8 protein-coding genes, 1 tRNA gene and 1 pseudogene are annotated in these 12102 nt (G+C 48.5%); 3 read left to right on the top strand and 7 right to left on the bottom strand.

Going from position 1 to position 12102, the window contains the following annotated elements; genetic code table 11:
- Positions 1–33: 33 nt before the first annotated feature.
- Positions 34–1005 (top strand): hypothetical protein, encoded by a 972-nt coding sequence (locus K8R92_09295; protein ID MCE9620093.1) that lies wholly within the window; start codon positions 34–36, stop codon positions 1003–1005.
- A gap of 6 nt (positions 1006–1011) precedes the next feature.
- On the opposite strand, the gene K8R92_09290 is transcribed toward K8R92_09295, so the two are convergent.
- The 6 genes and pseudogenes from K8R92_09290 to K8R92_09265 form a co-directional block, all read right to left on the bottom strand.
- Positions 1012–1248 carry a hypothetical protein gene (locus tag K8R92_09290; protein MCE9620092.1) on the bottom strand — a complete coding sequence of 79 codons (237 nt, stop codon included), beginning with the start codon at positions 1246–1248 and terminating at the stop codon, positions 1012–1014.
- Between the two features lie 45 nt (positions 1249–1293).
- A tRNA-Gly gene (locus K8R92_09285) sits at positions 1294–1365 on the bottom strand.
- Between the two features lie 208 nt (positions 1366–1573).
- A pseudogene (locus K8R92_09280) lies at positions 1574–2254 on the bottom strand (tyrosine-type recombinase/integrase).
- 365 nt (positions 2255–2619) lie between these two features.
- Complete coding sequence (locus K8R92_09275) at positions 2620–2961, bottom strand: helix-turn-helix domain-containing protein (GenBank protein MCE9620091.1); 342 nt, start codon at positions 2959–2961, stop codon at positions 2620–2622.
- A gap of 660 nt (positions 2962–3621) precedes the next feature.
- Entirely contained in the window at positions 3622–5427 is a 1806-nt protein-coding gene (locus tag K8R92_09270; protein ID MCE9620090.1) for an NUDIX domain-containing protein, read from the bottom strand.
- Entirely contained in the window at positions 5424–6383 is a 960-nt protein-coding gene (locus tag K8R92_09265) for a hypothetical protein (protein MCE9620089.1), read from the bottom strand. Before K8R92_09265 ends, K8R92_09270 begins: the two co-directional genes overlap by 4 nt.
- A gap of 453 nt (positions 6384–6836) precedes the next feature.
- On the opposite strand from K8R92_09265, the gene K8R92_09260 reads away from it, so the two are divergent.
- Positions 6837–8270: a hypothetical protein gene (locus tag K8R92_09260; protein ID MCE9620088.1), complete on the top strand. Its 1434-nt coding sequence runs from the start codon at positions 6837–6839 to the stop codon at positions 8268–8270.
- 244 nt (positions 8271–8514) lie between these two features.
- Positions 8515–10053, top strand: a complete 1539-nt coding sequence (locus K8R92_09255; GenBank protein MCE9620087.1) for a hypothetical protein — start codon at positions 8515–8517, stop codon at positions 10051–10053.
- 1203 nt (positions 10054–11256) lie between these two features.
- Here the strand turns inward: K8R92_09255 and K8R92_09250 are convergent.
- Complete coding sequence (locus K8R92_09250) at positions 11257–12084, bottom strand: ABC transporter permease (GenBank protein ID MCE9620086.1); 828 nt, start codon at positions 12082–12084, stop codon at positions 11257–11259.
- Between the last annotated feature and the right edge of the window lie 18 nt (positions 12085–12102).

Below are 12102 nucleotides of genomic sequence, written 5' to 3'. Positions count from 1 at the left end.
ATTCAATCGCCGTCGTTTCGTTCGCTCAGGACGATGGCGCGTTGGATCCGGGGATCCGCCTTCGCCGCGGCGATCCTGACGTCAACGCTCTTGGCCGCGCCACAAAGTGCGGAGGGCCAAGCCGCGCCGCCCAAGCCGGAGCGAATCCGGGTGATGACGCTCGATCTTGGCAGCGGCTCCGAGCGAGTGTCGTTGACGGATCCGGAGCGGCTCGATCGAGCCCGCAGGTTGTTCGAGGAATTTCCGGCGGACATCGTTTTCGTCGCGCATGCCGGCAGCCTCGCCGAGGGGCTTGCGGCGACGCTCCATCGAAGCTGGATCGCATTGCCGGCGGCGGGCGCCGGATTGATCACCGACTGGAAACCCGCGCCGGCGAAGGAAGGTGAGCTCTGGCGCGGGCTGGGCGCACGGCTGGTCGCCGCGGACGGTCGCGAGGTCGTCGCCTTTCCGATTCAATTTCCCTTCGCGCCCTACCAGCCCTACCAGGTCAGCGGCGTCGCCCATGATGCGCAGCCCTTCATCAACGGCGCCGAAGCCGCCATCGAGAGCGCCAACACGACGCGCGGACTCCACTCCGAGCATCTGGCCGTCGCCGTCCGCGCCGCCAATGCCGCCGGACTGGCCGTGGTCGCCGCGGGAATGGTGAACGAGCCCAGCGGCGCCGATTGGTCCGATCTGGCCGTGCGCGCGGAGTTGTGCCCGATGCGCATCGTCTGGCCCACGGTCCGGAATCTGGAGCGAGCCGGCCTGCGCGACGCCTATCGCACGGTGCATCCGAACGTGGTCGACGCACCGGGCCCGACCTGGCCCGTGATCGCCCAGAAGCGCGACCGCTCCGATCGGATTGATTTCATCTTCACCAATGCGCGGCTTGATTGCGGGAAGATCGAGGTGCTGGGCGAGGCGGGCCCCGCGAGTGCGCGCCATCCGAAGCCGCTCAAGGGCGGCTTGCCGGGCGAGCACCGAGCGCTCTCGGCCGAGCTTGAATGGGCCGCGAAAAAATAATTCCGCTCACTTCGCGGGCGAATTCGGCGCGGCGACCGTGGCTGCTGGTTGCGTCTTCGGCGAAACGCCATTGGGCAGCGGCATCGTGCTCGTCGATGGCGGGCTGTCGAGGGTGACCGGCGCCCTGAAGCAGGCGAAGTTGAACGCATAGGCGGGAACGCCTCCCGAGGGGCCGAACGCGGCGCTGCAGCCTCCCAGAACCAGCAGGATGGAAAGCGATGCCAGGGTGCGAATCTTTTTCATCGTGAAATCCTCCGAGGAAAGGAGTGACGGCGACCCAAACGCGAAAGCGGGAGACGAGACTTGAACTCGCGACATGCAGCTTGGAAGGCTGCCGCTCTACCACTGAGCTACTCCCGCAAAGAGGTTTTGATTGTACTACGGGCTTTTCTAGCGTCGAGTCGGTGTTAGTTGATGCATCCTGATGCAATGAAAAGCAAGGTAACTGTGTACAGTTCTGTGTACAGGGGGAAAGTGCCAAATTTGAAGTGGAATCACTATTAGAAATCCTAAGTGGTCGCCTTTCAATTTTTGGAAGTAATTTCGTTGCATTCACCTTATCTTGCATGTCGAGATCAACATAAAATGCATCAGTTGTTCTGTAATCTGAATGACGCAACATCTCTTTGGTTGATCCCTGCGGCACTCCAGCACGAGCAAGGTTCGTACCCATTGTTTTTCGAAATGAATGTAGATCAACTACGGCACCCTTTTCGTTGAATTTTGGAATCCCTGCTCGTTTCAAATCTTTATCACGAGTTCTATCCGTCACTGTTGTTGGGAAAACTCGTTTGGCATTTGATGGCTGTTTCGACTTGTGATCCTGAAGAATCTCTACAAGTTCAGGTAGCAAAGGAAGAACGCTATTTCGGCGGGATTTTTCAAAACGGAATGTAACTGTAGGTAGGGGGCTCACGAGATCAAGATCGGTCCATTCGAGTTGTTGTAGATCACCCTTTCTAAAACCAAGCATTATGACTAGGGCATACCACGCTTCTCTTCCCCTTGGTCTTGCAACCGCTAATAAATTTTCAATTTGTTCCGTTGTAACTGTCCGTCGAACTCGTCTATGGTCAAGTTTTTCATTTTTCTTAGGAATGTTTACAAGCGGACTAGAAGGTAGGCGACTGTCCTTCACACACCAATTTACAAAAGCACGAGCAATTTGAAGTGTCTGGTTCCATGAACGAGCTGACAAGCCTTGGTCATGCCTCCCATCAAGATATTGCTCTAGAGATTCAGACGAGATGTCTTGAAGTTGCGAAACATTCGAGAAAGCAAACCAACTTGTTAGTTGATGTCTCTTTTGCTTAATATGCTTTTTAGCTTGCTCATCTCTATTGCAATGAGCCAAGTAATCATCAACATGTGCTTCAATTGTTTTCTTAGATTGTGTAAGAATTCGATTTTGAGTGGAATTGATGAGCCCCATTTTTAGAAGGGTTACTTCATCTGTCCATTTATTCAATAGTCGATTCGCAACCGATTGGTCAGATGTACCTGTTGAACGTGTAATTCGCTTTCCAGATGCATCAAAATAAATTCCATACCATATTTTGCATCGACGTTTCAAAGTGCCAGTGCCACGAGTCCGTTGAGAATGGGTTCGAGTTTTCATCGTCGCTTTCCCTTCTTTTGCATTTGTTCTGTCAAATATGCATTGATGACTTCAGGCGAATAGCGAACACATCGACCTAGAGGGAACCAAGGAATCAAGTTTTGATTCTTTAGCGTCCATAAGTGGCGTACAGAAATTCCTAGAAATTTTGCTGCCTGTTTTGAATCAAAATATCTCGAAGCAATGCCCGGCACTGCCGGTTGCACAGATTCCGGTAGCGCCATCCTCGAATTTGTATTTAGTTTCAGATTGTCATTCTTCTCAATGCCATCGCCGCTCGCATTATCAGTATTTAAAAAATCCACAAAAAGCCTTTCCAACCATGCAATCAGTAACACGGGAACGATCTTCTAAGTGGATAATTATACCATATAATAACACCCTTGTCAAGCGAATAACTGACAAAATCTAATAATATATCCAGAAAGAATGGAATAAAGATGTAATAGAATTGTTAAGTGGGCAGAAGCATTAAATAAAACTAGCAACTCTATTTACCATCCCCGGATTGCCATTATGGCAGTATCATCAAGTTACTTTATAATCCTTACGCGACAGTAGGGAACCAAAGAGTCCGTTCGAAATCACGCATTTAGAGGTGCCCCGGGGTACAGGAAAGCCTTGCCAACCTCTGTAACACCATTTAGATGTCGCTAAAGGCGTTCCTGAAGGTAATCCTGCGGTTAGTTGTATTTCCAATTCTTTGATCGTAGACGAAGAATTTAAATGAATAAAAGTTGTTGAATTTGTTCATTTTCTTATCAATTACTGTTTTGCTGGCAAGTTCCAAAATCAAGAGGCCGAGATCGGCACAATCAACTTCACCAGAACAATCTGAATCGCTGTTACAGATTGAACGATAGTAATAAGCTGTAGAATTTTTCCCGCTGAAGCTGGACCTAACTTGGGGGGGGAGGCCCATATTATGGAATGCCCGACACAGGGAGGTATTAAACGTTGATAAACATTTAATGGTGTTTCGCAGCACTAAACGTGTGTTAATGTGCCCCTAATGTGCCGGTTCGTATTCCTTGAATAGGGGTGAAACTCGTGGCGACTGTTCGCTCTAAATTTCTTTTCTTGGGAGTCAATGCTTCGTTGAGATACACGTATCCCAATTCCTGCATGGCGTGTACAAACTGCAAAGCAGCATCGCGAATCTGAAGGGCCGTGAGATTGTTCGTTTCGCAAACGGGATTGAGAGCGTTACGCGACCACAAAGACTGATCTTCTTGCAGGATGTGAACGCCAGCTACGGTCAGATTCCCATACAGGTTTGTTCCGTCGTGCGGGGTCAATCCGTAAATTTGGACTTCGTTTGGGCGTGATTCGCAAAGAAATCTAAGTGTACAACCCAAACTTGCAATATCATCAGAGGGTAAACCCAAAATCACACTAACCCTAGACCGGATGCCACATTGTCGGCATAGTGCAAGCGCCGTTGAAACATCTGACATCGACAGGTTTTTTTTCACATCATCAAGAACCCTATCGTTTGCAGATTCTAATCCAAAACTTATCTGTACACAGCCAGCCGCAGCCATCTGTACTAGAAGTTCTTCGTCTACACAATCGGCGCGCGTAAGGCATGACCACCGTACTCGGATTCTTCGAAGCAGTAGAAGACTGCAAAGTTTCAAGATCCGATTTCGATTTAACGTAAACGTGTCGTCGGCGAAGTAGATGTCACTCGCGCTATAATGTTGCACTAATCGTTCTATTTCCTCCAGTACCCTTTCGGGACTGTGATAACGAACAGAATGTCGCCAGAAGGCAGCAGAGCTGCAAAATGTGCATCGAAATGGACAGCCACGAGCGGTGAAGAGCGACCACTGACCGTATTGCTTCCAACGGAAAGCGTCAATATCGGGTTTTGGTAAGCAATCGAGATCTGTGATGAATTCTGCATCCAAGGTGGACTCAACTTTATTTCCTGTTCGCCAGGTCAGGCCGGGAAGTTGATGCCAATCCCGATTGGCAAGTATGGCGCTGCACAGAGCGGTAAAGGTCGTTTCTCCTTCACCTCGAACCACGATATCAACAACATTTGTCCGGACAAGTTCCTCTGCCGTTGATGATCCTACCTCGCCACCACCAATCATGATGGTGTTAGGCAGTGATCTTCTTAATGCTGCACATTCACGTCGCGCCCAATCGACCGACATGTCGCTGTGGAATTGCACGCCGACAATTGGCACGCTTAAATTGGAGGACTGCAAGCGTATAAGTGTCGTGTAATCGGTCGCTATGTTACAATCCAGCACTTCCGCGGAAATCCCGTGGGACCGTAGTACTGCGATAAGAGAAGCAAGTCCGAGGGGCAAACTCAGCGCTTCTTCGTCTGCGAATGGGAAAAATGGTTGAATGAGCAATACATTGACGTTTTTCGGTAACACTACTTTCGTTGTGGGAATTAATTTGGGCAGCATCTTTGCGGCGTACGTTGCCGGTTGTGCGAGAAGTTCAGGCAAGCAGATCATCGGAAACCACCGAAGCTCCGAGTGGTGTTCAGGCTCTGCGTTTACAGGATTTCCTAAAAGCTCGACGAGATAGCAAAGTGAAGCTATGGGAGAATCCAATTCATCAATTGCATATTGGAACTGCCCAATGTATCGAATTATCTGAGACGCGGATGCGAGTTCCTCTTTCAGTTCACGAACCAATGCCTCATGTGGTGCTTCTCCCGGTTCTACTCGGCCACCGGGAATGGTCCATTTGTCAGCCTCGGGACTTTGACGACGGCGCAGCAAAAGAATTTGATCCCCAGATGAGTTAAGAATCACTGCGCCAACGCTTATTTTCATATATTCCCGCCTTTTGATTTTCGTCTCTGCACCGACATACTGCCCGTACCAAGAGAATTCAGTTGAGATTGATGAGAGTCGCAAAAATCCTCTAACCCCAGGCTGTCTTCCTTCCACAAATACTCAAAATGCTGCTTCAGGATTTCGTAATAACTATGACCCGAGGGAGCGATCTTGTGACGCGCTAGATGAAATGAAACGAAATAATTCTCGATTCGATTTCCCAATTTTCCCAAATGGTACGGATCATAAATCATGTCCGTTTGTGTAAAAAATACGGCGCAATAAATGCTAGTGTCAGTAAATCGAACGTCGAAATTATTATAACGATTATAAAGTTGAATCATTAGATCAATGCGTAGCTTTGAATCGAACCGCGTCACGTCATTCAAATGATCGCGCACTTGTTTTTCTCTACAAAACGGATTTTGGATGAGAAGTCGAAACGATTTGCCGTCGTTCAGCTTAGGACGAAGTGTTTCCCAGTGTCGAGCCAATGAAGGATCAATATAGGACGCCGATGAGAGGCTAAGTAACGAGTAATCGCTGCCCGAGTTAATGATCTCTCGCGTCTTGTGATTTCGCGCATCTTGTTCCTTCGGATCTTGCATATTGTAAATATTCTGCATTCCAAAGGAGATCAGTCGGGCGGGAAGCAAATTCGCCGGCGCACCATTCGTATTTACGAATTTACCTGCAGGAGGTAAAGTTGGTACGGAAGTATCTTGTCGCTTGCCAAACAAGGCTTCAGGCCGGAAAAAGGTAATGATTGCGACGATAATAATTAGGAGGAGTAGTACGCTCAGCATGCCAAAAATGGCATAAGTGCGATCGGTGCCAGATGCTAATCCAGCCACAATACCAAACACCACTTCGACAACAATCAGTGCTAGGGCAAAAAAGCCAAGTGGAGTTTGAACAGCTTTGAGAATTTCGGCCCTGTTTGCTATTCGCATTTGATCTGGCCGCTGTTTAACTATCGGCTCTTTCCCTTATTTGGCGATTGGTTCGTGGGCTTTAGCGAGATATTGTTCTGCGACGCGATGTGCCGTACAGCCGCTTCGGTTCGTCCGGTTAAACCGGCAATTACGCGAGTAGGCGTGTTGCCCTTGGCCAGAACCTTAACCTCTCGAACGACGGCAGGCGTGATTGGTTTGCCACTATTCTGGTCACCCTTCCATTTACCCATCTGAATCTCCATTCTCTCAACGTAGTGAGCGCTAAATCAATGTCCCCACTATCTCAAGCTATTGCCGCATCGGCGGAATGGCAACATTGTAGACCATAGACCCTGATCGTGCACATCCAATTGGTCGCTCGTCCATGCGAACAGCAGGAAACATCGTTTCGATTACAGCGGTGTTCAACTTGCGTCAGCGCGCGATCGCGTGTTACGTACAATTAACTCAATGGCAAACGCTCGTGCACTGACCTTCAGCGAAGCTTACGGATTGACGCTTGATGGGTCGGAAGAGTGGTTTGACCCCTGCATCGTCCTAGATTCTCCGCTTTGCATTGATCCGTTCTTGATGCTCGATTTGGAGCAGGAGGACGAGTTCAAGGGCGCGCATGTTGAAGTCGTCGAGTTCTTTCAGCGCCAATACCACAGGGTTGCCAAAGCCGGAACTGATATCTCTTCTTCGTCAATCCAAACGGTCATTCAGGCGATGCACATGCCCGAAGCGGGAGAACTGTGTCTTGGGTACAGCGAAGGAACCGAAGGTGCGGGGACTGGAGCGGGCCTGGCTAGACTCATGGTTCAGGCAATTATGGCTTCTATTGCGCTCGGATTGAAGGACATCAAGCACTTCGAGGAAATTAGCATCCTTGGCGGCAGTATCGGTCCTGATCGGATTAGCGACGCCACGGCCGGGATTTCCAAGTGGAGATTTGCCCTCTATACCGCTCGGATCTGTGCCGAGCTGAAGATCCCGATGGAGAAGAGACCACTTGACCGAGCTCGGTATGACTTGGCGCAGGATCGTTGGGTGGCGGTCGATGCAGTTGTTCCTCTGAATCCCCGGACAGGGAAGCCGTTACTTCTCACGCCGCAACGGTTTCTACGGCACCTGCCCACCTTGGGTAGCACTGAATTCAATAAGTACGCTGAGCGGCAATGGAGAGAACACCACCGTGAAGAACTTTCAAGAAAGCTTGTCACCTTCGACAAAGTAAAGGTCCTCGAAGCAGCTCGAAAGGACGAGAAAACACGCGGCGAGTTCATGAAGATGGCCGCCCAAATTGGCGGCAAGCCCTATGACTTCAAGCGAGACCGTATGGGCGTGACAATGCAGAAAGCCGCGTTCGATCATTTATCGACTCATCCGTTCCAGTTCACGCCCCCAACTACCGGAGCTGAGATGAAACGGTTTGTACTCGCTCTAGCGAATTACTTTAAGCACTTCATTGAGCAGCAGAAAGGGTGGGAGCTACTGTGGGATGGAACCCAACAAAAGGGGGAAAAGGCTGTTCAGCGGTTGATGTTCGGGCTGGTCTTTCTGATTTGTGCTAAGAACAACGTTAGTGTCGATCCTGAAACAAACGCGGGCCGCGGGCCTGTTGACTTCAAGTTTTCGTATGGCTTTAACGCCAAGTGTCTACTTGAAGCGAAACTGGCAAACAATACTAAGTGGATTCGCGGCGTGACACAGCAGCTTCCTACCTATATCGTTGCGGACGTTGGCAAGTATGGTGTTTACTTACTTGTGGCGTACGACGACTCCCAAAATAGAAACATCTCGCAACTTAAATTCGCCGCCAGTTCCGTGGCATCGCGAGGCATCGAGATCGATGTTGTAGTGGTCGATGCGTCTCGGAATAAACCGTCGGCATCAAAACTGTAGTTCAGGCCCCAGCAATTGATTGCACACTCAATTCTCCATGTTAATGGAATAAAAAATGAAACACACAATTCAAGAACCAGAGTCAAGTCAATGGTCTACTCCCCCGATCCTAGTCCAGACAAAGTGAGAGTTATGCGAGACACTGGACCGTTCTCAATTCGACTAGGAATTCAATCTAGTGGAACCTAACAAGTGGTTCACTACTTCTCGAATGGTGTGGTTCATGGTCGTATTCTCTAAATGAATGACAAGCATCAGCTATGCTCGAAGCCAAATCGGAAACAGAAGCATGAATCAAGTGCCAAATGTCTTTATCCCAATCGATGTACCCAAAGATGAATTTAGTGAATTTCTGTCAATTGACAATAATAGAAGAATATTCTTTTCTGGGAAATATGGGATTGGAAAAACACTATTTTTAAAGAAATTTTTTGAAGCAAATCGGAAATACGATACATATCATCTTTACCCCATTCGTTATCAAATTACAAGCAATGAAAATATTGTTGAACTATTAAAATATGACATCCTCGTTGAATTGCTCAAAAAATATCCAGATGCATTTCAGGGCGAAAACATAAATGGTGTTAAGGATTGGGTTGAAATATTCTATGCATTCGTTAGGGAAAAGGCATCAGCAAATGGAGTTTTACGATCAGTGATAACTACAGGAGAAAACGCATTGGCTATTGCTCCTGATCCTATTCTGCAAATACTGGGCAAACTTGGGCGGCCATTGAAAGAATTGTTGAAACTTGACAAGGAATTCCAAAAATTTAAAGGCGAGTATATTGAACGCGACAATAAGGTTATTGAGATGTTCTATAAAAAAATCGAATCAATGGAAGGCATCGTTGATACAGATTATATAAGTCACTTACTGCGACTGAAGATAAATGAATTAAAAACAGAAACAAAAAAAAGCGTACTCATATTGGATGACTTTGATAGAATCGATCCAGAGCATGTATTTAGGATATTGAATGTACTTTCTGTACATATGGATGATGACGATGAAAATAAATTCGGCTTTGACCGAATTGTAATTGTTGGCGATGTTCAAAATCTTCGGAGTATATATCGCCATAAGTACGGAGCATTAGCTGAATTTTGGGGATATTTTGATAAATATTTTACGATCAGGCCATTCCAGTTCGGCAATAAAGCAGCAATTGCAACTAGAATACCCGAACTGCTATTGCAAATCAAACATGGCGATCCGGGTCTAAAAAATGTTATTGGTCAAAGTAGTGGGATAATAAATTTCATATTATATGAAGTATTGAGTCGTGCATTTGAGAATGGTATGATGAATCTTCGCCAACTATATAAGCCAGTTAAATACTCATTTCCAGAAGTGCGATTTGGCGTATATCCGTTCGAATTTACGAAAGAGTTGGACCATGCGGTAAAATTAAACCATGCTGTACATATTAGTATCAAACTGCTTATCGCCCTCTTGGGGGACAGAGAACACCTTCTTGAGGTATTAAAAAATACTAAAAAATCATTGCCTGATATAGATTCTGATAAGACGGCTAACAATTCAAATCAACAATACGCAATTGCTGCGAGGCCTATGATTAAGTTTCTGCTTCCTCTGCCATTAAAGCCGGGAGACACTGTGTGGCTTGACAAGTACAGGCTTATGATTCGGGAGAATTATGAAAGCGGACTTTGGATTTATCCGGAAGTTACACAATCGAAAGCGCAATATTTTTATGATGTTCTCATTGAATTTATCGAAAAAGTAAAAATTGATGATTTGACATCTGAAAAATAAGAATAAGTCATGTGAGATGAGAGTAAGTCTTATTGAAATTAATATAAAATGTATGCAGTCATTGATATGGATTCAATGCAGATCTAAAAATATATTATTGGAAGTGGAAATTTCATTTCCACTTCGCATCCGGTATGGTTGAGTGTAAAGACCCCTTGTTAAGAGGTCTTTACAAGTCTTATCCGTATAAGGTCTCGGTAAAGGCAAGTCTTGCACCATTATGGCTGGGATTCAGCCCACTACAGACTTGCATGAGTGCAATAGGCTGGTTCCTATTGGGGTGAACTAGGGTCCAAATGTTCACTTCTTGAAGCAGATCGGGTCTCTGCAGCTCTTCACAATCCTTCATCACTTCTGAAGTGGATGATTACTCCCGTTAGTCCCCATTTATGTGACCACACTTACTGGGGTCGGGGCAGTGTCCACAACGGCGGTGGAAAAAGGATGTCAGACAAAAAATCACTTGTCCAGAAATATGTATGTAAAGATTGACCCAATCAGAACAAATCTTTTAAAATTCAAAAAAATGTGAATTGTGGATTCAAACCGTGAAATATTGGATTTTCAATAGATGTAAATCAGCATGTTTCAAGGACCCCATTTCCAGCTCAAAAATGGGGGTGAAGAGGATTGTAAAATTGCCAAAAAAATTTTAAAAAACACCCACACTTAGAAGCCAATGGCTAGCCAAATGGAACTTAGCGGGGACCCATTTCCTAGGAACTGTTCGGACAGGAGTACTCTGACCTCATTCTCAGCGGATTGAGTCCAGCAGGGTGGGGTGTTTAAAAAGGGGATTCCCGGCTGTTAATAGGTACAGGGGATTTGCCCCACATTAGTCTTTGGAACCGTCTGGAAGAGATCGTAGAGCGTTGTGGGGGGTCTCATTCGATCACCGAACGAATTAGGGCCAATAGCCCTTTCTGAACAGGTTCAGACAACCCATTCCAACATTTAATTAAAACTGTTAGTTCTTGAGGAACGCAAGGCGATGCAGGGCAACTGTGGTCAGTTGAGTATGCAGAAGCGGTACGGGTTCTTGAAACAGTGGAATTTAAGCCCGAATTGAGCAGGGGTGGCTGCTTGGAAGGCTGCCGCTCTACCACTGAGCTACTCCCGCAATGAGAGCCGAAGTGTACGGCCTTGCCCCGAATTGTGGCATCCGCCGCGAATCGCGGCAAGCCGCGGCATCCCGTCCTGGTGTCATCCGAAGACGCTGGGCAGGTTGGGGTACATCCAGCGGATGAAGGTGTTGAGGAACTGCGCCAGCACCAGGTTGAGCATGATGATGGCCATGAAACTGGCCACGAAGCTCGCGGTCGCCGCCTGGCCGACGCCGGCGGCGCCGGGCCGGCAGTTGAACCCCTTGTAGCAGGACACCAATCCGATCGCGGCGCCGAAGAAGAGGCTCTTGCACAGCCCACCCAGGGGCTCGCGCCACGAGACGAATTGCGCCGTCCAGTACCAGTAGTCCGCGCCGCTGACGCCGAAGACCTTCACCGTGACCAGCCACGCGCCCAGGCTGCCCAGCATGTTCGAGTAGATCGTGAGGATGGGGGTCATGATGGTGCAGGCCAGCACGCGCGGCACCACCAGCTGCTGCACGGGGTCGGCGGCCATGGCCCGCATCGCGTCGAGTTGCTCGGTGACCCGCATGGTGCCCAGCTCCGCCGCCAGGGCGCATCCCACCCGGCCCGCCACCATGACCGCGGCGAGCACCGGGCCGATCTGCTTCACCACGCTGACGTTGATGATGCCGCCCATGCGGTCCTCCTGGCCGATCGCCGCGAACTGGTTGTATCCCTCCAGAGCCAGGATCATGCCGATGAAGGCGCCGGTGATCGCCACCACCGGAATGCTCATCACGCCGACCGCGTAGAGCTGCGGCCCCAGCAGCCGCCAGCGGAAGCTCTTGGCCGGATGCAGCAGGATTCGGTGGAAGGTGGCGGCGATGAAATCGGTGAAGCGGCCGAAGCCGCAGATGGCATCCGTCACATACGAGCCCAGGGCAATGACTGCGTTGTCCGCCATCGAGCCCGGAGCATAGCC

It is taken from the genome of Planctomycetota bacterium, from assembly GCA_021414025.1.
In the GTDB taxonomy this organism is placed as follows: Bacteria; Planctomycetota; Phycisphaerae; order Phycisphaerales; family SM1A02; genus SYAC01.
The sequence above is the reverse complement of the archived record's forward strand: the minus strand, read 5'-3'. Positions and strand labels throughout refer to the sequence as shown.

Excerpts from the sequence above, each read along its gene's own strand:
- K8R92_09265 (MCE9620089.1), bottom strand. The coding sequence starts at position 6,383 with ATGCGAATAGCAAACAGGGCCGAAATTCTCAAAGCTGTTCAAACTCCA.
- K8R92_09290 (MCE9620092.1), bottom strand. The coding sequence starts at position 1,248 with ATGAAAAAGATTCGCACCCTGGCATCGCTTTCCATCCTGCTGGTTCTG.
- K8R92_09270 (MCE9620090.1), bottom strand. The coding sequence starts at position 5,427 with ATGAAAATAAGCGTTGGCGCAGTGATTCTTAACTCATCTGGGGATCAA.
- K8R92_09255 (MCE9620087.1), top strand. The coding sequence starts at position 8,515 with ATGACAAGCATCAGCTATGCTCGAAGCCAAATCGGAAACAGAAGCATG.
- K8R92_09250 (MCE9620086.1), bottom strand. The coding sequence starts at position 12,084 with ATGGCGGACAACGCAGTCATTGCCCTGGGCTCGTATGTGACGGATGCC.
- K8R92_09295 (MCE9620093.1), top strand. The coding sequence starts at position 34 with ATGGCGCGTTGGATCCGGGGATCCGCCTTCGCCGCGGCGATCCTGACG.
- K8R92_09260 (MCE9620088.1), top strand. The coding sequence starts at position 6,837 with ATGGCAAACGCTCGTGCACTGACCTTCAGCGAAGCTTACGGATTGACG.